A 23,150-nucleotide genomic window follows, 5' to 3' on the forward strand; every position below is an offset into this window, starting at 1 on the left:
ATATAACATATCTTAAAAGACCAACTATTTCTAGTTGGTCTTTTTTATTGTTTTAATTGAAATATTAGTATCCTAATTTTTAAGAATTCGTGAGTTTTTTAGTTTTAAACTCTGTGGGATTCATTCCAGCATGCTTCTTAAAAAATTTAGAGAAGTGCCCCGCTTCTTTATATCCCAACTCATACGCTATTTCTTCTGAAGTTTTGTCTGAGTATATCAATAAACGTTTTGCCTCTAAAACAATACGCTCGTTAATAGTTGCCAAAGGTGATTTATCACTGTATTTATGGAACAAATTAGATAAAGTCTTTGGAGATTTAAACAACAGTTCTGCATACTCAGCTACCTGATGTTTCTCTCTGAAATGTTGCTCAATGAGAATATTGAATTTTCTTATAATATCCAATTGATTATTTGGCAAATCAGGTTCTGGTAAATCTTCTTTTATAAGTCTTCTGGATTTAATAAGAAATCTTTTTAGAAGTGTCTGAAGCATTTCTCCTTGTATCTGATCTTTATTTTCAAATTCTTCTCTAAAAGAATCAAACATTACTGAGAAACTTGTTTTTTCTTTTTCATTGAGTGTTAATATCTGCGGAACAGAAGATCCAAAAAACAAAAATCCATTACAAGAAACTTCCTGATCATGATCTCTTATACAATAAAATTCTCTATTAAATACCAGTGAAATAATCCCATCTGTATTGTTTTCTATTTCTAAGACATTCAGTGGTGTGCAAAAAACAATTTGATCCTTTTTTAGCTCGACAAGAGATCCATCAATACGAAAACTTACCTCGTGATCTTTGCTCCATATGATCTTATACAATCCTTTATTTCTGAGTAAATCTAATGACGAAGAACAATTAAAGTCCGTAAGAATAAACGTGCTCTCATCTTTTATGCTTGAATAATCTAATCTCATACTCAAATAAACAAATAAATTTTATCAAAAAAGAAAAATCTATCAGTCTTAAGGAATAATTTACATTTCACAGCCTTTACTTCTGATCTAAATTTGCACATATAATTAATCTAAAAACAAAACACATATGGAAACTATAATAGAAAACAACCTGAAACACGTTCACCAATTATTATCAAAAGGAGCTTTTATAGAAGCTATGGATACTTATTTACATGAAGATGTAGAGTTAAGAGAAAGTAATGACCAACCTAAAAAAGGAAAAGAATTTAATTTGAAATTTGAACAAGATTTTATTGATAACCAACTTTCAGAGTTCATTAGATATGAGGTGAAAAATTACGCTATTAATGGAAACCATTCTTTTTATGATGCTGTAATGGAATTAAAACTAAAAGATGGAAGTACCATGCTTTCTGAACAAACAGTAGTAACGGAATGGAAAGATGGTAAAATCTATAGAGAGCGTTATTATCATGCATAGTAAATATTAGTACTAATAGAAAAATCCAATTGTTTTCACAATTGGATTTTTCTATTGCATCAATAAGATCTAATTTCGTTTACGTTACAAGCGATATTCTTTTCTAAACTCCAAAGGTGTTTTATGCGTCTTCAATTTAAAAACCTTAGAGAAATAAGCATAATCTTCATACCCCAAACTTTGTCCAACTAAGGACAAAGAATTATCAGAATGTACAATGAGTCGTTTAGCTTCCAATAGAATACGTTCCGTTATTAATTCCGTTGTAGTTTTATTCAATGTTGTTTTTGTAATCCGATTCAAGTGTTTAGTAGTAATACTAAGCTTTTCTGCATAGAACTTTGCTGATTTTTCAGTTTTATAAAACGCTTCTATTGTCGTTTCTAAAGCAGATAACGTTTGTAAGTAAATGGGAGTTGAAGATCTATGCATTGTTTTGTTATCTACATATAAACGAGATAAATCAATATAAATAAGATCAACCAAACTAGCTATCTTCTGTTTGTTAAAAGGTAGGTTTTGGTGAAATTCTAAATTTACTTCTTTAAAGTAGGGTTCTAACGGAGCAATCTTATCTATCGTCAAGTTTATATAAGGTGGATTATTGTAAGAATAATAAAACGGAAATTGTTGGAGTTTTTTATTTGAAAAATGAAATTCATAAAAATCTTGAGAATGAAAAAAGATATAACCTTCTGGCTGTTCATCAAATTTCCAATAATGTGTCTGACCCGGCATTAAAAAAAATACACTTCCTGGTGATACTTTATAAGAGTTAAAATCAACTTCATGTATACCACTGCCTTTTAAAAAAAATACACATAGAAAGAAGTCATGCTTATGCGGTCTATGAAAGATTTCCTTATTTTTTAGTAAATGTTTCTTTAGATCATTACTGTAAAAATCAGTTAAGGATTCTTCCTTTTCAAATTGAGTTATATTTAATATTGGTATTGTTTTCAAGAAAAAGTAAAATATGTCTCTAAAGTACAAAAAGTTGTGATAAAGCTCTTAATATTTAAAACCTAAGTATCATTAAATTTGTATTTTAAAATAAGAAAAATACAGGATTACCTAATAAATAGAAAATCCTTATTACGAAAAAACGAAGTCTTTTATTTACAAATACTACACTATATGAAACTTCTAAAAGGGACAAAAATCAACAGTATCTTGGAGGGTAGTTGCCCTGTGTGTCAGAATGAAAGTATGTACTTTGAGAAAAATCCATACAAGTTAAAAGAAACGCTAAAAATGAAAGAACGATGTGGTTCTTGCAATACAAAATATAAAATTGAACCTTCCTTCTTTTATGGCGCTATGTATGTAAGTTATCCAGTAGGTATTATGTTTGCCAGCGCTACGTTTATTTTGTCTTACCTTATATTTGGTATTGGTCTAATACCTACCTATTGTATAATTGTATTCGTTATGATTTTTTCTCTTCCAATCATTCTTAGAATATCTCGAAATATATGGATAAACTTTTTTATGAGTTATAAATAAAATTAGAAAATATCGCATAAAGACAAAAAGTTAACGTATTTGAAAATGAAATGATCACTATTGGTAAAAGTGGCTATTGCTACTTAATAGATTATTGCCATTTCATCAAAAATTTATGAGTTTCGATCTGCATTTTTTCCTTTTACAACAAGAAATAACTTGTACTATAGGTTGTACCCTTATTATAAATTGAAGCGGTTAACAAATAAAAACATCATAGAAACATTTAAAAATACCCTTCTTAGACATGTGATTCATCACTTCCTAAAAGATAATCGGGTGCAAAAGAAAAACTCAAAAACAAACCGACTCCTATTACTAAGGTTATTAGACCAATTAGATCCAGAAAGATAGCTTTCTAAAATAAATTGATTAAAAAAACAGTTAAACGAGAAAGGAATCTATGTATGCTACCGATAAAAGATAGCATCATATCGAAAATACTAAGAAACCCTATTGACAGGGGGAAAAGCCCCTTTTGATGTATTGTAAACCAATGTATATAATTGTATGTTTGCAGCAGAATTTTTGATAGCCCCAGGTAACAAATAAAAGAAAAAAGACACTAATATATAGAACCCTAAAATAACTATACATATATGGCACTACAGACTTCTACCCAAATATTTATTTCTGGCACACCTATTCCCTCATATGTTAGCTTGAATTTGGTACAAGCAATTGATGATCATCATACGTTACAAGTGATATGCAGAACGGACGTTGTAGAACAGTTTTCTGAAGAATTAATTGGAGACAGTAAAGAATATCTGGGAGGTATTATTACGGTCAAAATAAGTTCTGTGACTGACTTTGGAGGGTATAAAGAATTAGAATTCAAAGGAATTGTCACTAAAGTTATGGCGACAAAAGGATTTCATCAATCTAGTGGGGATTTAGTAACTATAGAGGCTAAAAGTGCTTCTATCCTATCGGATGATGGTGCCCATTATGATTCATTCAATGATTTGAGTCTTTCTGAAATTTTAGAACACACCTTTCATGGGTATGACAAAGGTAAGTTAGAAACTAGTTTTTCTCCAGTATCTTCTGATACGATCCACTATTCGGTACAACATAACCAAAGTGCCTTTAGTTATGCTAGTAGATTAGCTGCTTATTATAATGAGTGGTTCTATTATGATGGGCAAAAACTTATTTTTGGTAGTCCTAGTAATGAGGAGACTGAACTACAATATGGAGTGGATTTACAAAATTTCTCGGTAGAACTAAATACTGTTTCTAATTCATTCGATTATTTTACGAATGATTACATAGCTGATGAAATTCATAGTAGATCAAGTGATGATATTTCTATCCCTTCAGAAGGCTATCATGGATTTACTGATAATAGATCAAAAGAGTTATTTAATAAACAGACACAGGTCTTTCATAACACCTATGATGATGCTTCTACAAAAGCAAGATTAGATACTCAGGTAGATCAGTACACTAAGGCACGTGCTATGCAACAAGTGATCGCGAAAGGTTCATCTGATAATCCGGGAGTAAACTTGGGAGAAATTATAACGATCAAAGGAAAAGGTAGCTATAGAATTATAAAAATTACACATACCAATATTGAAGGTGGTTCTTATAAAAACACTTTTGAAGCGGTAGATGCTAATTTTACAGCTTACCCAAAAATGGATATCAACAGATACCCAATTAGCAACGTACAGACTGCTATTGTAAAAGAAAATAATGATCCAGATGGGTTGGGTAGAATTAAAGTTCAGTTCATTTGGCAAAAAGCATCAGGCGGAACAACGCCTTGGTTACGTATGATGACTCCTCATGCGGGATCAGATAAAGGGTTTCACTTTATACCAGAACTAGAGGAACAGGTAATTGTTAGCTTCGATGGTGGAAATGCTGAAAAACCATTCGTTATGGGAGCTTTATATAATGGTTCTGCCAAACCTGATAGCTGGCAAACACGTGCTAATGATATAAAAGCGATTAAAACTAGATCCGGACATCTTATAGAATTGAATGATACAGATGGAAGTGAGAAAATTTTGATTAGTGATAAGAATAGTAATTTAATCCAATTTGACACAGCTACAAGTTCAATTACTATTTCTGCTCCAGAGGATTTGATTTTAAAATCCAAAAATTTATCGATTGAAGTTGCAGAAGATATGAATGTAAATGTAAGTGGTTTTAAAAACGAAAATATTTCTAAAGATCATAATCTAAATGCTTTAAACCTATATCATACAGCAGATGAAAATATGGAAACCAAAGCAAAGAGTGTTGAAACAAATGCAGATAAAATTAATGCAAATAGCTCTAAAGAAAACTTAGAATTAAATAGTTCTAAACAAGTAGTCAACAACAGTAATGACAAAATAAAGTTATTTTAATTATGGGAGGAATGATTATTAAAAATTGTAAGAATTATAAAGAAGAGGGAGAAAAAATTACTTGGAATGCTCATAATGGAAATATTGAATTAACAACAGGAAAACAAGTTGTTATGAAAGGAGAAAATGGAGGAGTGAAATTTATTAAGAAAGGACTTTAAATGGCTAAAAGGTTGTCATTTTTGAATCAGGAAGATTTACCTAATTCTAAAAGCAGTAAAAACCAAGAAAGGTTAGTAACTGTTTCTCAAGGAAGGAACTCTTCCTTAAATCTATACCCCTCAAAAGAAGATATAAATATTCGTTATATCCCCTATAACATCAAAAACATTAATTTGAATTATGGGGTTAGGATTATTCAAGAACAGAATGATTTACAAAATCAACAATTAGATTTTGAGGTAAATGTAAGTGTTATCGAAGATGAGGATATTTACGCCTTTAAAATAAGTAGAAGTCAAGTATACGTGAATAATAATTCACCAAATACAACAATAGATGAGATAGCTAATCTTTGCGGGGGAGTTTTGTTTCCTGTATTAATTGATTTTTATGACTATACAATAAAAAACATACCAGAAATAAAAGGTAGGTGGTTCGAATTAAAAAAGACTTTAAAAAAAAGGTTTCAAGGGGATTATATAACTAATTATATTTATTCAATGGAACAAACATTAAAAAATGATTTAGCTATAAATCAAGCACTAAGACAAGATATGTTTTTATCTATTTGGAAACATACCCTAGAGACGAGAGCATATGACGAAATGTTAAGATCTAAGGTAATATTTAATTTCCCAATAATGCCTTATACAAATTCCATCCGTTATGAAGGGAATCAGGATGTTAAAAAACATTATACAACATACAATACAATAAAAACAATATTAAAGGGAAAAATTGCTGAAAACAGAAGTGTAAATGATTTGAAAAATAAAAAAAGATTTTCTACTGAGGCTACTGTAGAAGGATCAAAACCTGAAGGGGATTGTGATGTAGAATATGATTTAGATAGGAAAACCGGAGTTCTTAAATTTTTTAAATCTAAAACGACGATAAAGTTGGAGAAAGATAGTAGGTTTACTACTTTAATTATTAATGAATTGATAAATTAAAAAAATGAGTAATACAGGACATATTGTTTGTAATGGAGCACTTTGTCAGTGTAAAAATGGTTTTACTCCTGATAAATTAAAAGTGTTGAGTGCTCCGAATGAATATGTAAATGATCCCGATGGAGCAGAGAAACTGGTAGCATCTACTATGGATATAGGAATTCCATTAGAGAAAGGTACTTTTGGGCAATGCAAGTTACAACCTAGTTCTAGCGGGTATCTACCTTGTGTGCCAAGCATTACTGCTTGGCAAGATTTTTATGACAAAGTAACACTAAGTAATAATGGTCAGGTATTAGTAGAACGTAGTAAAGGAATTTGTGCAATAGCAGGTAGTCCTTGTGTAGAATTTTTGATGCACGGTCAACAACCCTCAGTATCAGCTGCAGAAGCAAATGAAGTAGATGAAACAGTACAAAGCCAGCTTAATCCTTTAGTTGACCCTAAAAGGATTGATAATAAAGATCCTTTCGAGAATATCCAATTAAGTTAAATCCCATAATAATGACCAGAGGTTTTGCCATTAGAGTAATAGAGGAAGATTTAAAAAATCCAGAAAAAGTAGTTAGCTGGGATGAGCATAATAGGCATTTAGTATTAAAAGATAGTGCCAAGGTTAAGCTAGAGTTATATCAAACCGAACCTATGTTTTCGTCTTCTGATCGCAGTGTGTTCGATGGTTTTTTTTGGGACTTATGGGATATAGAAAAAAGCACTTCTTTTAACTGGAGTAAGACAAAAAATGGTATAAAGCAACCAAGTACTGATAGAGCAAGTAGTACTAGTGTTACACTATCGGTTAAAGAAGGGTTTAAATCAAAACAAGGATATTGGATAGAGGCATTTAAAAAAACAGCAAATTTTGAAACAGGCTGTTCTACAACCGATGCTCTGAGTATGATCATAACTTTTGAACCACCTCCACCAACTGTTAAGGCAACTTGGTTAAACCCTGATGGCAGTGAAATAACAGAAGAAAAGTACTTGGGTCAATGGGTTATGTTAAAACTAGAAACTACAGGACTCAACGAGGAACAGGTCAGAGTTTCTATTTGGGATGATCGGGGTGGAGACACCAGTCTGCTTTATTCTGACGGACATGAAAATTATTCTAATGAAAGAATTACAAATCATAATAGAAAGAAAGGCGAAGAAATAGAAAGATGGAAAGGTAAGTCGATACATGACAAATTGGTATTTCCTGAGAACTATGATGCTTTTCAAAAATATAATCAAACTATTGGAATTGACGGGACACTCACATTTTTAATATCTCTAAGCAAAACTTGGGAGAAATATAAAGTAATGTGGGGAGATTCTATAGAATTGAGAATTCTGGTTGATCATCCAAGACTAGAAAAATACGCAATATCAGACGTATGGTATGGCTTACGTCCAAACCGATATGACCCAAATTATATTTCTGAACCTTTGCAAGTTAGATTGCCAGAGCCTGATGAATTAGCAGAATCAAGGCCCGATTACGCGCCAAAGACTGTTGTTATTGAAGATAGTGTGCTGATGGAATCTAAAGGAATTGATCCCTGCCATTATAAATATATAGAAGTAAGCGAGTTTAATAAAGATAAGAAAGAGCGAACATATGTAGCTTTTGAAGAAAAACCACTTAATAAACCTGACTTTGAACCTTATGAAATAGTAACCGGAGGGAATGGACATAGGAGAAAAGTAATTATCGATTTGATAAATTCAAATGATAAAGAAGGAACAACACCCAAAGCTTGTATATCAGAAAATATACCTAAGACAACATCTGGTGCTGAACATAAAAACAATATGCTCTCTTTTAATATTCCTAAGGAGTTTATTAAAAAAGTAACAGCTTCTGATAAAAAAAGTGAACTTGAAAGTTTTCTTGAAAGACAGCTAAAAAAAATGTCAACTGAATTAGGGTATACTGCCTCAGTTAATGATGTAAATTTCAAAAGAACGAATGAAGGGCAAGTTTTAGATACCAGAATAATAGAGGTGTTAGATCATACAGAGACGAAACTTGTTTTTTATGCTTTATATCCATACAATACAGATGCAATAAGATTATGGGGAATACCAACACCACTTCCATTCATATTGAGATATTTATGGACAGGTAGTATACGACCACATCCTTATTCTATATCAGCACAAAGCTGTAGATATAATAGAGATATTGTTGTAAACACATATCCTAATGTGAAATGGTCTGTATACCTGAATCTAAATCAGGCAGATAAATCAAAACAATTAGGTTGGGGTAATAGTATAAGGCAAACAAAAAAAGAAAAAAAAGATGCTCCTAAAGGATTTATAAAGAGTGGGGATGGTTCTTGGGATTTTGGATTAAAAGTAGCTTTTAACAGAAACAAAGAGTTTTCTGAATATTCTGACAAAACAGCTTTTTCTAAACAGGATGAATATGACTTATCTGCCCCTTTTAAGAATGTGATTGATCCTATTATGAATAACCTAAATGATATTGGAGGTTTTATAAAGGATACAGTACTTGGAAAGAAAAAAGATCCTGAGTCTGATCATGACCAGCCAGATTCCAAGCATCAGATGGCCTTAGAAAAGGCAAAAAAGGCTGCCAAGAAAAAAGAAAAAGAAGATCGAATAAAAATAAAAAATCAACCTGACGTACAAAAAGCATTAGATAAATTACAGGATAACGAAAAAGAAATAAAACAGCTTAAAAATAAAACATATCCAAAAGATAAATATCCATCGCAAAAGGCTCTCGATAAGCAAAAAACGGAGGATAAAGAAAAACTATTAAAAAAGTACAGAAATAGGGATAACCTTCAACAAAACCTAAAGAAAAAAGGTAAGAAAGCGGGAATAGATATCAATCGTAACCTGGTTACTTTTAGAATTATCTACCCTAGCTTGTCCTTTTCTTTTGAATGGTTTTTAAAAGGAACCAAAACAACAAATGCCAATATTACTGCAAATATGGGGCATAAAGTAGGCACGGTACTAAAAGGAAAAATTAACGCAAGTCCTCTGATTGGATTAGAAATTAAACTAGATTTTCTTGCTCTGGCGCAAAGAGCCCATCCCGCAGTATTAGCTCTAATTGCAGCAGCGGATATAGCTATGAGTATGATTGGAGATGGTAGTGCAATTACTTGTGATTTAACGGCAACAGGTACTTTTGGAGGATACCTTCAAGGAGAAATTAATACATTAACCAAAGAAAATAGCTTTAATCCAGATACGGCAAAATCTACTGGAGCAGAATTAGCTACTTTAAAGGGTAATCTAACCATAAAGCTAGAAGCGAGCATCAAAGCAATGAAAACAGCTCGTGTTCTAAAACATCAGGTAATACTTACCGGAGCTGTTGGAGTAAGTGCTACTGCATCTGATTCCGTCCACGCAAAAATTGCTGCGGATACTAAAGGCTTTTATATGGATATAAAGAATACCTTTGAAGGATTAGAACTAATAGGGTATGCTACAGCTCAGGCTGAAATTGTAAAGGAAAGAGATTTAGATGATGAAGATATAACTTTAGATCAACTAGAAAAAAATCCTAAAAAAAAGAAACTAGGAGGTAAAGCAGAATTTAAGTACAGAGTAATTGACAAACAAAAAGCACAAGACGTTACTAAATTTTATTTTAATGATAATTAAATTATGAAAAAACTCATTATCTGCCTATTTGCTATTAGCATGAGCAGTTGTGGTCAAGAAAAACCTAACAAAATGACACAAGAAATTAGCCAAGTCTACAAAGAGGTAAAACATAAAAACGAAGCTATAAATTATCAAGCGGATTTTTATAATAGTGATTGTAGTTTTGAATTATTGATTAATGATATGATGGTCTATAGCTACTATGATACGGGAGGTATAGGCACTAGTTTCCCTATTAATTATAAAATATTAAAACCGGGTTTACAAACCTATACCTTACGCTTGTATCCACAACGTAAACAGGACGGTACTTTTATGGATAGTTTGGTAAAAAAAACATCTTTTAAACTTGCAATATCGGGTGTCCGTTTTAAAGAAGGTGGTATTGATATCCTAGATGAAGGTTTTACTTTCAATACGCCTACTAAACAAGGAACTAATGATGAAGGAGCAGAAGATGTTCCTGTTTTTGACGGACATGGTTTACCTTATGCCGAATATACAGGCACTTTTGAAGCAAAAGTGCCTTATACAATGACAGGTTGGTCAGAATCACAGGACTTAATCAAAGAAGATCAAGATGAATTATTAAAGGAAGTTATTACAACGTATAAAAAATATGGACAAGCTATCGCAGATAAAGATGAAGAAACTTTATTTTCTATGATCTATACCAAACAAAAAGAAATGGCACAAGCAATATATGCTGATAGTTTATCAGTACAAGAAGATTTGGATGTGTATAGAAAAGACTTCTCCTTAAATGAATACCAATCTAGATTATTAGAGAATTACAAACTTCAATTTTTTGGTAATGGTAAAGTAGTAGCTTTAATAAGAACCGACGATAAATATAAAGGAGAATATGCCTTGCATGCTAGTTACAGGAACAAAAATGGAAGAAAAAAATTATTAATTTATAATGTAAACCTTCACCGCCCAAAAGAAGGAGGAGCATTAGAAATTATTAGATAATGAAATCAAACTTTAGATTATTTGTTCTTGTCTTTTTGTGCTGCTTAACAAATAGTTATGCGCAACAAGATACTTCTCTATTGTTTTCGTGCTTTGATATCGATAAAAATATTAATGATTGGTTCTCTACAATAGAAAAAGAACTTACAGCGAATAAAATAATAGATGAAAATGACATTTATCTAGATTTACACTTAATCTCATTATTTGATTCATACAATTCAGAATTTAATTTTTCTCAAAGACAAATAATTGATCAAATATATACTGATAATGGTATTTCTATGAGTGTGTTTTCTAAAAATGATCAATGCTTTAAAAAGAAATCTCAAATAGTTAAAGAAAAAATTATCTTTAAAGAATTATTAAAAGCTGATGCAGTGTTTTTTAGGAAGATTGATTCTTTAAGAATAGATAAAGAAATTAAATTCACGACAGAAGAAGAAGAATCTCAGTTTTACAAATCAATAGCTAGAGAAATGTACTCGGATCAATACTTCAATGATCAGGATTTTAAAATTTTTCTATTAATGCAATTATATTATTACTTCAATAAAGATGAATTTAAAAAGATTGAAGCTCAAAGAGAAAATTTGCATCAAATAGAAGACACAGAAGAAACTGTACCAATAATAGATGATGAAAGAAATAATTAAATTATAATGTTTTCAGTTTCTTTTTTTTTGTTGGTTATAATTTCTGCAGTACTTGCCCTAGGTTTAAGTTCAAAGATTTACAAGAAACATCGTGTCTTTTCTTCAAAATCAGGTAATTTTATTTATCTATTTGTTCTTTATTTTATTGCGATTGGGTTTTGTTACTTATTGTTTCCTAGATTTTTAGATGACCTATCGAATCAGCTCTCACTAGAAGTTCGTCAAGGAGAAATAATTGATGTTACCAGTGTTTGGGATGAATCTTTAGAAAACCATAAGCAAGTAGTAACCGCAAAAACCATTATAGTTTCAGAGATTATTCAAGAAATTGATCAATCTCCATTTAGTACTTACAACATTGGTGATCCAATTAAATTAGTTTACAATGAAGAAAAAGATAAATTGATTGAAGTTTCATTAAGTTCGAAAATAACAAGTAGCTTATTTGTGTTGTCCTGCGTACTTGTATTCATTATAATTATTAGTAGTATTTTATATATACTTGGTTCTTTATCTGGTGAAAGGATATTAAAAAAGATAGAGTTGTTGGCACTTTATGTGATAGTTCCTTTTATTTTTTTAGGCATTATTACAATATGCTCAACATACATTATAAAATTTATATTTCACACAGTTTCTTCTGAAAACGGAATAGTATACTTGGTACTAAGTATTTTCTTTTTGATCTTATTTTCTTGGGTAAGTTGGGCATATTATAAAGTTGTTATAAGAAAAACAGGTCGGAAATAATCAAAATAGGCTAAAATTTAGAGATATCGATTTAGACTGAAAACTCAATGGCAAAGAGACAAGATATTATGATAGAAACTGCTAGACGAAGAACTTCGTCTATCAGAATAGCCATTGAAAAAAATAGAGTATTAAAAAACACAGAAAAAAGTTGGTTGCAAAAACAGAAAAAAGCGTTTCAACGAAATCCAAGTAATTTTGATAAAGAAAAAGCAATACTACTCTATTCACTAATTCCATTATTGGGATATGGCTGGAAAACATATGAAAATGAACGATGATGTCTATTTATAAATAAAAGTTACTCTAATTCTTTATTATTGCAATCAAAGAATGAACTACCCCCTAGGCTGAGTCATCGAGGTATCAAAACAATGTTAGTTGATAGCCAGAAAGGTTTCACTTTTCCTAGTCTTATCTGTTTTGTGATTTATATCAGCTTATAGTTGCCAACATTCAAAAACAAACAAGCCTGAAAATCTTTTGATTTTCGTGCTTTCTGTTTGTCGCGATGACAGGATTAACTTCGTTGATCCTGAAAAAGGAAGTGGTGCTCAAGAAAACCAATTAAGATTATCGCCTAATTTATCTTTTTTATTTCCAAACATAACTTCAAGCAAGCTTGATTATGTTTTGAAATAAAAAATCCAATTGTTTTTGCAATTGGATTTTCTTTGTCGGGATGACAGGATTTGAACCTGCGACCACACGGCCCCCAGCCGTGTACGCTAACCGGACTGCGCCACATCCCGAATATATTATTTTAAGCTCGATACTTTAATTTTCACTAATTACTCTTATAAAGAGAAAAAGTTCAGTGGGGCAGCCCGTCATGAGCGAAGACGAAGGGCCACATCCCGAATATATAATTTTAAGCTCGATACATTAATTTCTACTAATTACTTCTTATAAAAATAAAAAGTTCAGTGGCAGCCTGTCCTGAGCGAAGACGAAGGGCCACATCCGAATTTGTAAAACAAATATAAAAATACTTTTATTAAACTGAAGGATTATTATGTTGTTCTAGAATCTTAATCATCTTAAATGATTTCAACAAATGAAACAGTCCTGGAAGAATTACTGCGCCACCAATAATTAACGATATTCCTAAAACATTAATTACACTATCTGGTGCTATATTTTCTAATAAACTAATACTGTGCGTTTCTGTAATAATGATATTAGGAAAATGAGATACAAATGCTGCTAGCAAAATCAAAAACACTTGTAAGCCTGCAAAAAGCCTACTTAATACTCTCCTACCCTTTTTTATGGTGATCCAAAGAGGAATCAACAACAATCCAGAAATTACCATAGCTCCAATTGCATATGGATCCTTAATAAATCCGTTTACAAAAGTAGATTCATTAGTATATCCATAGATAAAAGTCATTAACCCCATTACAAAAACCACAATAGTTGCAATAGTCGCTTTTCTAACATAAATATTTTCTTTTCCTGGTTCAGATTCACCAATAAGTAATACCGAAGATAAAAAAGCGCAAAGTGATGCAAAAAATAATCCAACTAATATGCTAAAAACATTACACCATGGTCTTACAAAAGCTTCATAAAAAGTTAAGGTACTTACATCTTCTGTAAGCTTAATCTCTCCACTAATCAATCCTCCGAAAACCATTCCTAAAAATATAGGTGTAATCAGACTTGATATTTTAAACATGGCATCATACAATTTCTGAGAATTATCAATCACCGCATCATAATGTCTAAAAACAAAGGCTACTCCTCTCAGTGTGACTCCTAATAAAACTATAGTAAGAGGGATATGCAGATTCACTACCAATATATTATAATATGCCGGGAAAGCGATCCATAAAATCACAATCAGAATAATAATCCAGATATGATTCGCTTCCCATACAGGCCCCATAACTCTATAGATCGTTTTTTTTGTGATTTTTTGATTCTCTTCTGATGAAAACAACTCTACAATGCCGGCGCCATAATCTGCGCCTCCTAAAACCACATATAAGTATAAAGAGAATATCAAAAAGAATAATACAACGTATAGCATAAACTAATTATTTTTAGCATTAAGAACTTTGATCTGACGAATCATTAACCAGGTTACAGCAATAGACAACGTAACATATACCACTATATAAGTGTAGAAACTAAATACAATTCCAGGCATTGGTGTTACTGCATCTTTAGTCCGCATTATTTTATGAATAATCCAAGGCTGTCTTCCAACTTCTGTTACGATCCATCCTGCTTCTAATGCTATAAATCCAAGTGGAGCTAATATTACAAAAAGCAACCAATACTTATTATTAGTAAACCATTTCTTCTTTTTTAAAGAAATGAAGTATAAAAGTCCCGCCAGCATTAATATTCCTCCAATACCTACCATTGTTTGAAAAGCATAATGAACGATAGGTACATTAGGTCTTTCATCTTCAGGGAAATCATTTAATCCTTTCACCTCAGCATCAAAATCACCAAATGCTAAAAACGATAACATTCCAGGAATGGCCAGCTTATATTTCACTTCCTGAGTTTCTGCATTTACAATACCGCCAATATACAAAGGAGCTCCTTTTTCTGTATTATAATGTGCTTCCATTGCAGCAAGTTTTACAGGTTGTCGTTCTGCGATATCCTTTGCGGAAATATCACCACTGATGGGTTGCAGAATGGCTGCAATCGCTCCAAAGGTAATTGCGATTTTAAATGCCTTGGTATGCAGTTTTACTCTTCTTCCCTTAAATACCTGATATGCATGGATTCCTGCTACTGCAAATCCTGTAGCAGTAAAGGCTGCTAAGGTCATGTGTAATGCTTGTGTAAACCAAGCTGGATTTAGCATAGCTTGTACCGGATCAATATTAAGAAACTGTCCGTCTATATAGTCAAAACCACTTGGAGAATTCATCCATCCATTCGCAGCCACCACTAAAATCCCTGAGGCTACCCCCGACAATCCAATAATGACTCCTGTAAACCAATGAAATTTTTCTGGTAGTTTGTTCCAACCATAAAGATAGAATCCTAATGCAATTGCTTCCACAAAAAATGCTGCTCCTTCGAGTGAAAACGGCATTCCTATAATAGGTCCTGCGTGTTTCATGAATTCAGGCCACAACAACCCTAATTCAAACGACAGAGCTGTACCGGAAACGGCACCGGTTACAAAAAAGATGGCAACTCCTTTTTGCCAAGCTTTGGTTAGCGTTAAATAGAGTTGATCTTTAGTTTTCAACCATTTATAATGTGATACTACCATAAAAAAAGGCATCACCATACCAATACAAGCAAAAACAATATGAAATATTAAAGTAAATGCCATTTGGAGTCTTGCTGCATCAAGGTTTTCCATAGAAAATATTTAGAGAAAGAAGATTATTTTAATTACCCTATAAAGATACAACCCAAAGATCGTTTTAAGAAGAAAAACGACCTGTCTTTTCTTTTATTATTAGGCTTTTGAAGAAATAGTTTTGAACAAATCAGAAACGAAAAATTAATACCAGAAATATCCGTTATTATATATGTCTAAAAGTTGCATCAATGATCAACTTTTAAAAACATTAAGATGTTAAGTTTTATTAAATATAAGTTTTGTTAATACAACTTACCCCTCGAATCTTTACCTTAGCAAAGAGACCAATTTATTATATTCACACAGGCTGAAATGGATAGTAAACACTATAGAAAAATACTAGTACTTATTTCTTTTTGGGGTACTTTTCTCTGCTTCGGACAAGAATCAGCAATTACAAAACTTGACAAAGCAATTGACTCTTTGAATACCAATCCAAATTATTCATACACTGTTTTATCAAAAATTTCTAAGAGTAAAAAATATCAAGATTCTATAAAAGCAAAGGCAAAACTATTTTTAGGTAGTTACTTTAATTCTATTGGTGTTGTAGACTCATCGATGTATTATACCAGGGCTTCCTTAATTCATCTCAGAAATAAAAAATACTTAGCCCAAGCATATCGTTTATTGGGATCGAGTTATAGAAGAAGTGGTAAAATAGATGATGCTTTAGAGTTACTATATCAAAGTCTTACAATTTCGGAAGAAATAAATTACCTCGATATGGTAACTAAGGTTAAGTCTGATTTAGGATTGCTATATGCCAATAAAAAGGAGTATGATAAAGCCATACGGTTTTTACAGGAAAGTATTGATACTGCCGAAAACGAACAAGCAATCTATGGTAATTATGTGAACATTGGTGCTATATATTATTTCCAGAAAGATTTTGAAAATGCTGAAAAATATTTTCTCAAAGCATTTGGAATGATGCCTCCAGAAAAAGATCCTAAAGTTTCTGCTACAATAGCACTCAACTTAGGTTCAATACTTTATGAAAATAAAAAATATAATCAGGCTATCGATTATTATGAAAAAAGTAAACAGATTGCTGACAAACACGGTTTTGTAGATAAAAGTTTAAATGCCATTACTCATAAGGCATTAGTAATAGGAATTCTCGGTGATCACTCTGATGCAATACAAATGCTTACGAGTACAATAGCAAAAGCTAAAGAAATTTCTAATCTAGAAATACAGAGAAATATTTATGATAATCTAGCGATTGTTTATAAAGATGCAAATGATCACAAATCTGCAAATGACGCACTAGTTCAATATCATATTTTTAAGGATTCTTTAAATAATAGAAAACAAAAAAAGGAGATTACAGAACTTGAAGTAAAATATGAAACAGCTACAAAGGAAAAAGAGATTTTATTATTAAAAGAAGACCAGCTTGTAAAAGAAGCTGAAATTAAAAGGCAACGCTTATTAAAACGATTTTATATTATTGGTTTTATTATTGTTTTAATACCTATTATTGGTTTGCTACTAGTCTATTATCAAAAATTACAAGTAAAGACTAAATACAATGCGCAAAAAGAAGAGATTAATAGACAGAAAACTACATCTTTTCTTAAAGAACAAGAGCTAAAACTTGCAAACACTTATGTAATTGCTCAAAACGAAGAACGAAATAGAATTGCAAGAGAATTACATGATAGCATTGGTGGAAATCTAGCGGCAATAAAACTACAAATGATTGATATAAAAAAGGGTAAAGAGCTTCAAGATACAATTATTGATCAACTAGATAACACATATCAGCAAGTACGTGAAATATCTCATAACCTTATTCCAAAAAAAATCAGTCAGACAGCTTTTGCTAATTATATAAGTGAATATATAGACACGATAGAAAAAGTTACAGATCCAGACATTACCTTTATACCACATCCAATAGAAAAAATCAATACCATTGATGATAATCAGAAGGTTGAAATTTTTAGAATCATTCAGGAATTGATGACAAACGCTTTAAAACATGCTAAAGCAAAAGTAATCGAGATATGTCTTAATGCTTACCAAGATTCTATTGAAATTATTTTTGAAGACGACGGTATTGGTTTTGACGTTAAAAAAGAAATGAATGGTATTGGTTTGCAAAATATCAAAAAACGATTAGCGTTATTAAAGGCAAAAATAGATATCGATTCTGCAATTAATAGAGGAACGGCTATACGTATTGAAATACCTACTATACTAAATGACAAAAAAATATAAATATAAGTTAGTGGTAGCTGATGACCACAAAATGTTTTTAGATGGTCTGTTAAGTATCATATCTCACGAATCAGATTATGATATTGCCTATACAGCAAGTAATGGCTTGGATCTAAAAAAGTATTTGGATATCAACACTACAGATCAAATTGACCTGGCGATACTAGATATTAATATGCCCAAAATGGATGGAGTAGCTCTTAATCATCATATCAAGGAGCATCATCCTACTATAAAAACACTTATAGTAAGCATGCTATCCGAACCTCAAAAGATCTATGAATTAACTCAATCTGATGTAAATGGATATATACCAAAAAATGCTAAAAAAGAAGAACTTCTACAAGCTATCGAAACCATCTTAAATGGTTCTAATTATTTTTCGGATAGTATAAAAGAAGCATATACAAGGAGTATTTTCGAGCAGAAACAAAATAATGAAGTAAATCTAAGTAAGCGAGAAAAAGAAATACTTCAATTAATTGCCAAGGAATATACTACCCAAGAGATTGCAGATAAGCTTTTTTTAAGTAAATATACTATAGAAGGATATCGTACCAGTTTGATTTCTAAACTCAATGTAAAAAATGTAGTTGGTTTGGCCAAACACGCAATTAAATTGGGATTAGTCGATTAAACTTGGTAAATACAAATTAGATTAAAAGCTTACTGTCATTAACGATATGTAATTTGGTTATTGACAGACCACGTTCTCATCTATTAATATCTCTGTACCTGTATTTGCTAAATCACAAATAGCATTGGGTATAACAATCACATTATTTTCTGTTATATCTAAGGTTTTAAGATTAATCAAATTACTTAGTGTATTAGGTATCTCTTCGATAGTATTTGTTTTTAGTAATAGATATTCTAATGAGAACATATCACCAATCTTTTTATTTATTTCCGTTAAATTATTTCCAGATAACTGAAGTCGTTTTAGATTAGTGAGCCTTGTTATTTCTGAAGGAATAGTACTTATACCTGCATTGTAGATGTCCAATCTAGTAAGTGCTTCGATATCTAAAACCTGATCAGGTATAATACCCAAAGGGTTTGAAGATATTCCTAAAGCTGTTAATTGAGATAAATTTGTTATTCCCTCAGGTACTTCTGATAATTCAATACTATTAATAAATAGTGAATTTAACTTAGAGAGTTCAAACAATTCTGAGGGTAATGTTTTTAAAGAATTATTAGAAAGACTCAAATACCTAAGCTCTGTAAGCTTATTAATATCAGAAGGTATTTCTACTAACAAATTTGTAAACATTCTTAAGTCGGTTAACTTAGTTAAGCTAAAAAATTCTTTCGGTATTATTTCTATCTGATTTTCTCCAAGGTTTAGTGTTCTTAGATTACTTGACAAATCTTGTATCTGCCGTGGGATTTCGGTAATCATATTGCCTTCTAACGACAATGTCTTTAGATAAAATAAATCACAAATCTCAGGAGGTAATACTGTTAATCCTTTTTCATCTAGTTCTAATTCGACTACTTTGTCATCTACAAGAATTACACCTTCCCAGGTAGAAATATCTTCACTCGCTATATTCCATCCTAAAAGATTATCTGGATTTTGATCAAAAATTGTCAATAATGTTTCTCGTTCTGTACTTGCTACTACTCGTACTCTTACTATATAATCCGAAACTGTACCATCCTCTGCCAGAATGCTGTATATAATTGGAGTAGAAAAGTCTAAAGAGACATTAATATCTCGAACGATGGATGCTTTCTCAGAAACTATAACGTTAGGTTTTAATGAGCTTATTGGAGTACCATAAGGTAGTACAACAGACACAACTTTATCTTCCCTATTTATATTAGCAGTAACATCTATATCCAACTCACCATTTTCTTGTGCAAGAAATGTAAATTCTAATATCTCATTTTCAGAATTTAGTAGAATAACATCTGATCCGTCAATTTCTTTAGAGCAAGAAAATACAATCAAACTACATACTATAAGAAGTAGATAGTTATAGGTTAATAAGCCCTTCATTGGTTTTGGTTTTAAGAGTTTTATTATTTGTGTTGGTATCTCTTAACCAAAAGTAGAAAATAGGACTAGTGTATACATCCATGATTTCCATAGAAAGCACACCCTGAAAACCACTATTAATATGATGAAGTGATTAGTTACGTACTTTATTTAAGTTCTATATCTAAAATAGGTGAACTCTATCTAATTTTTCTAAATATCCTCAAGAGCTATAATATCAGCTTCTCTAGTTTTACCGGAGTCATTATCCGACAACAAAGAATAAGACACTTTATAATAATAATTTTTTCCATCACTTCTTTTCGATGGGAAAGAGTTTAAGCTATCAATTTTAAATCTAAATAAAAACCATATTCCAAAAGAATCGCCATACACATTTGAATGATGTTCTAAAAAATCACCAGAAATATTAAAATTTACTCTAACCTTTGTTATTCTATCGGTACTTCCAAGTCTCATTGGTTGAAAATACTGAACATTAAGGTCTGGATTTTCTACACGCCATATTCCTGATCTGTAAATAACTTTCAAGTCTAAATTCTCAGAAATTCCATCAATAATATTATTTACTTCTATGGTAGCAGTGAATTGATCACTATAACTTCTTCCAGAACCGAATCCCTGGTTCACCACCCTATTTGATACAATAGTTACTTTTGTCTGAGTTACCATATCCGTTAACGCTCCTAGATCATCTGTGAAACTTTTCAGTTCTTCGAATCTTGAATGTCCAGATCTGGATAGATTAGAATATACTTCCCTTAGAGGATAAAACGCAGCGTTGTATTCCCAAGCAAGCATACCATTTTGATCAAAAGAAGTTGTGTCTCCAAATGCAAAATTTTTAAAAAAAGACTCTAAAGGAGTATCTCTTAATAAACTTGCTAAAAATGTAAACCCAAAAGCGATTATCGTAAAAAGCAAGGCAACACCTCCTGAACCTATAACCACTGCTCCAAGTGCAATAGCTGAACTTAAAGCGGCAATAGAATGGGCTATGGTTGCATCACGATCTCTGGCGGCTGTACTTATTAAAGCATCATATACAGAAAGTCCCATCGAAAGTCCACCACTGGCTACCTTAAACAATCTATTTAGTGTGTTTTTACTTAAGTCAACACCCTTAACTGCTGCTCTATAATCCATTATCGCATCACCAATTGTCGCTGCCGATCTAAAAAAGTCTATAGCGTCTCTTCTATTAGGATTCTGATACCAATTGCTGATAATAAACAAAGTATTATACAAATCAATCACAATTAACAATCCTTTCAAATTATTTCGACTAAATGTTATTCCGTTTATATTAAAATTATCGGTATTTGGAATATTTATCCTACTCATTGGAGGGCTTTGAATTGGTGTCCCATTACCTGATAATAATTGATTACTTCTAACAATAAGTCCTGAAGGACGTTGTTGAAAATTTTGCCCCATAATACTAAGCTGCGGAGTTAAATTTCCGGAAGGAATTCCACTATTCTGGTATTGAATAAAACTTCGACCACTAATATTTAACCGATCCAAAGATTTTCTTATATCTTCAAATGACTCTAACATTGAAGATATTTTTTGGACTCTTAAAGAAATATTGTATTCTGCAACTTGAAAAAAGATTTTTGATATACTCGGGTGTTGATTTATAATTTCTTCTGTAATATCGATTTCTTGTTCTAATAGTTCGAATAAACTTGTTCCTTTATAAGTATCGATATATGTTATAAACGAATCGGTTATCAACGGGTCCTCTTCATACTCATCCTTTAAATCTAAAGATTTATCTATGTCGTGGGGGTTTAGATATAATACGTTGAATAACTGATAGATAGAATAGCTTCCAACAGTAAATGCCATTACATCATTTCCATTGTGAATTTGATAAGCTTTTTTATAGTAATCACTTTCTAAAAATTTCTTTAAATCTGTTCTTAGCTCATTAATAAGGGCTCTGTGCTCTTTTCTTTCTTCAACTCCTAAAGCACTTACTAGTTTATTTTTATCAATACCAACCTGATCATTTATAACCTCATATGTCTCTTGAGGCATTGGAGTTGCTCCTGCTGCAATTCCAGCTGAAATTTGCTCCCAAAATGTGGGGTTCAAATCTCCTCCATCATATCTACCAACATTATCAGAATCGTTATAAACCATCTGATACGAAGAAAGAGCCAACATAAACATTGCTTCCTGATCTTCTCTTCCCCGCGCATACTCATTAGAATCGGTTTGCATCGCTTGATATACAGTTTCAGGACTTATAGCATATTTCATACCTTCCAAATTTGCCCGAAGTTGAATAACTTCTGTATTAGTAGCAAAAGCTACATCTATAGCACACCCAATAGGATCAGGCAACACGATGAACATGTCTCTTTTAATATCTGGTTTTACTTTATTTTCATAAACATTAATTTGGTTTAGTATGTTATCACACCAGGTATCTGATGCTTTTTGATCTTCTCTAAATGTAGCTCTTACCTGACTTTGCTGTAATACATGCTCTTGACCGAAACCATCTGGAAAACCTGCACAGTTTACTCTTACAAGACCTTTCTTTTTTCTTTCATCGGGTCCAGCATCTAACATTTTTCTATGATACTTTCCTGTCCATTGTACCTGAGAATATCCAACCCAGAGGATTTGATCTTTTACAAATTCTTTTTTTGTTTCAAACTCACCGGAAGAAATACGGTTATCTTCTAAATTTCCATTATTTGTTCTCTGCCCTGCTTCGTAAACAGGTTCATAAATAGTCTGTGCCCTACCATCAACGTGTAGTTCATATTCATAAAATAAATCTTTATCTTCTTCATCAAATAAATATAAATACCCTGAGTTTAATGCTGTTCTACCCACATCAAAATGCTCTAATGAAGGAGGTGCAACTTCTAAAGTAGGAAGCACTAGTGATTCTTCTTGATCTTCTTTAGAATCTGGAGATATTAAATGCTCATCTTTATTATGTTTTGCAAACAATCCATAACGTAAAAAATAAAGCCTAATCTTATCGTTAAACTCTATATGAAACTCTTCGGCCTCATTGGTCACTAGCGTAGTTTGATTTACTCCTGCCAACGTATCTTCCGTTTCTGATGTTTGAGTTTGTGTATTTTGTTGATGCCCGCTCATATATTTAATATTATCGAGTTAG

At 31.7% G+C, this 23,150-nt stretch carries 19 protein-coding genes and 1 tRNA gene; 13 read left to right on the plus strand and 7 right to left on the minus strand.

Annotated elements, in window-relative coordinates:
* Positions 1–79: 79 nt before the first annotated feature.
* Positions 80–925 carry a helix-turn-helix domain-containing protein gene (locus Q0910_RS26710; protein ID WP_299223429.1) on the minus strand — a complete coding sequence of 282 codons (846 nt, stop codon included), beginning with the start codon at positions 923–925 and terminating at the stop codon, positions 80–82.
* 127 nt (positions 926–1,052) lie between these two features.
* Between Q0910_RS26710 and Q0910_RS26715 the strand changes: the two genes are divergently transcribed.
* Entirely contained in the window at positions 1,053–1,409 is a 357-nt protein-coding gene (locus Q0910_RS26715; RefSeq protein WP_299223431.1) for a hypothetical protein, read from the plus strand.
* Positions 1,410–1,493: 84 nt separating this feature from the next.
* On the opposite strand, the gene Q0910_RS26720 is transcribed toward Q0910_RS26715, so the two are convergent.
* The gene (locus Q0910_RS26720) at positions 1,494–2,372 is read right to left on the minus strand and encodes a helix-turn-helix transcriptional regulator (RefSeq protein ID WP_299223433.1); all 879 of its coding nucleotides are present in this window, start codon (positions 2,370–2,372) and stop codon (positions 1,494–1,496) included.
* A 174-nt stretch (positions 2,373–2,546) separates the two neighbouring features.
* Between Q0910_RS26720 and Q0910_RS26725 the strand changes: the two genes are divergently transcribed.
* The 10 genes from Q0910_RS26725 (at position 2,547) to Q0910_RS26770 (ending at position 12,700) form a co-directional block, all read left to right on the plus strand.
* Entirely contained in the window at positions 2,547–2,915 is a 369-nt protein-coding gene (locus Q0910_RS26725; protein ID WP_299223435.1) for a DUF983 domain-containing protein, read from the plus strand.
* A 599-nt stretch (positions 2,916–3,514) separates the two neighbouring features.
* Complete coding sequence (locus Q0910_RS26730) at positions 3,515–5,284, plus strand: phage baseplate assembly protein V (protein ID WP_299223437.1); 1,770 nt, start codon at positions 3,515–3,517, stop codon at positions 5,282–5,284.
* Between the two features lie 2 nt (positions 5,285–5,286).
* A complete protein-coding gene (locus tag Q0910_RS26735) occupies positions 5,287–5,445 on the plus strand; it encodes a hypothetical protein (RefSeq protein ID WP_299223439.1) in 159 nt (52 codons plus the stop codon).
* Positions 5,446–5,466: 21 nt separating this feature from the next.
* The gene (locus Q0910_RS26740) at positions 5,467–6,399 is read left to right on the plus strand and encodes a hypothetical protein (RefSeq protein ID WP_299223441.1); all 933 of its coding nucleotides are present in this window, start codon (positions 5,467–5,469) and stop codon (positions 6,397–6,399) included.
* A 4-nt stretch (positions 6,400–6,403) separates the two neighbouring features.
* On the plus strand, positions 6,404–6,892 hold the full coding sequence (locus tag Q0910_RS26745; RefSeq protein ID WP_299223443.1) for a DUF4280 domain-containing protein: 489 nt from the start codon (positions 6,404–6,406) through the stop codon (positions 6,890–6,892).
* Between the two features lie 11 nt (positions 6,893–6,903).
* Positions 6,904–10,035 (plus strand): hypothetical protein, encoded by a 3,132-nt coding sequence (locus tag Q0910_RS26750; protein ID WP_299223445.1) that lies wholly within the window; start codon positions 6,904–6,906, stop codon positions 10,033–10,035.
* A gap of 3 nt (positions 10,036–10,038) precedes the next feature.
* Complete coding sequence (locus tag Q0910_RS26755; RefSeq protein WP_299223447.1) at positions 10,039–11,013, plus strand: hypothetical protein; 975 nt, start codon at positions 10,039–10,041, stop codon at positions 11,011–11,013.
* Positions 11,013–11,669 carry a hypothetical protein gene (locus tag Q0910_RS26760; RefSeq protein ID WP_299223449.1) on the plus strand — a complete coding sequence of 219 codons (657 nt, stop codon included), beginning with the start codon at positions 11,013–11,015 and terminating at the stop codon, positions 11,667–11,669. The genes Q0910_RS26755 and Q0910_RS26760 overlap by 1 nt, the downstream gene beginning before the upstream one ends.
* Positions 11,670–11,675: 6 nt before the next feature.
* On the plus strand, positions 11,676–12,419 hold the full coding sequence (locus Q0910_RS26765) for a hypothetical protein (protein ID WP_299223451.1): 744 nt from the start codon (positions 11,676–11,678) through the stop codon (positions 12,417–12,419).
* 47 nt (positions 12,420–12,466) lie between these two features.
* The gene (locus tag Q0910_RS26770) at positions 12,467–12,700 is read left to right on the plus strand and encodes a hypothetical protein (protein WP_299223453.1); all 234 of its coding nucleotides are present in this window, start codon (positions 12,467–12,469) and stop codon (positions 12,698–12,700) included.
* A 396-nt stretch (positions 12,701–13,096) separates the two neighbouring features.
* Here the strand turns inward: Q0910_RS26770 and Q0910_RS26775 are convergent.
* The 3 genes from Q0910_RS26775 to Q0910_RS26785 all read right to left on the minus strand — a co-directional run bounded on the left by Q0910_RS26775 (position 13,097) and on the right by Q0910_RS26785 (position 15,759).
* Positions 13,097–13,171, minus strand: a tRNA-Pro gene (locus Q0910_RS26775).
* Positions 13,172–13,416: 245 nt separating this feature from the next.
* On the minus strand, positions 13,417–14,454 hold the full coding sequence (locus tag Q0910_RS26780) for a cytochrome d ubiquinol oxidase subunit II (RefSeq protein WP_299223455.1): 1,038 nt from the start codon (positions 14,452–14,454) through the stop codon (positions 13,417–13,419).
* 3 nt (positions 14,455–14,457) lie between these two features.
* Positions 14,458–15,759, minus strand: coding sequence for a cytochrome ubiquinol oxidase subunit I (locus Q0910_RS26785; RefSeq protein ID WP_299223457.1), 1,302 nt, complete (start codon positions 15,757–15,759; stop codon positions 14,458–14,460).
* A 315-nt stretch (positions 15,760–16,074) separates the two neighbouring features.
* On the opposite strand from Q0910_RS26785, the gene Q0910_RS26790 reads away from it, so the two are divergent.
* A complete protein-coding gene (locus Q0910_RS26790; RefSeq protein WP_299223459.1) occupies positions 16,075–17,991 on the plus strand; it encodes a sensor histidine kinase in 1,917 nt (638 codons plus the stop codon).
* Entirely contained in the window at positions 17,975–18,628 is a 654-nt protein-coding gene (locus Q0910_RS26795) for a response regulator transcription factor (RefSeq protein ID WP_299223460.1), read from the plus strand. The genes Q0910_RS26790 and Q0910_RS26795 overlap by 17 nt, the downstream gene beginning before the upstream one ends.
* Positions 18,629–18,685: 57 nt before the next feature.
* Here the strand turns inward: Q0910_RS26795 and Q0910_RS26800 are convergent, their stop codons facing one another.
* Together Q0910_RS26800 and Q0910_RS26805 are read right to left on the minus strand one after the other, a co-directional pair.
* The gene (locus Q0910_RS26800; RefSeq protein WP_299223462.1) at positions 18,686–19,999 is read right to left on the minus strand and encodes a hypothetical protein; all 1,314 of its coding nucleotides are present in this window, start codon (positions 19,997–19,999) and stop codon (positions 18,686–18,688) included.
* A 192-nt stretch (positions 20,000–20,191) separates the two neighbouring features.
* The gene (locus tag Q0910_RS26805; RefSeq protein WP_299223463.1) at positions 20,192–23,128 is read right to left on the minus strand and encodes a toxin VasX; all 2,937 of its coding nucleotides are present in this window, start codon (positions 23,126–23,128) and stop codon (positions 20,192–20,194) included.
* Positions 23,129–23,150: the final 22 nt, after the last annotated feature.

Origin of the sequence: uncultured Aquimarina sp., from assembly GCF_947495315.1 — a bacterium.
Taxonomy (GTDB): domain Bacteria; phylum Bacteroidota; class Bacteroidia; order Flavobacteriales; family Flavobacteriaceae; genus Aquimarina.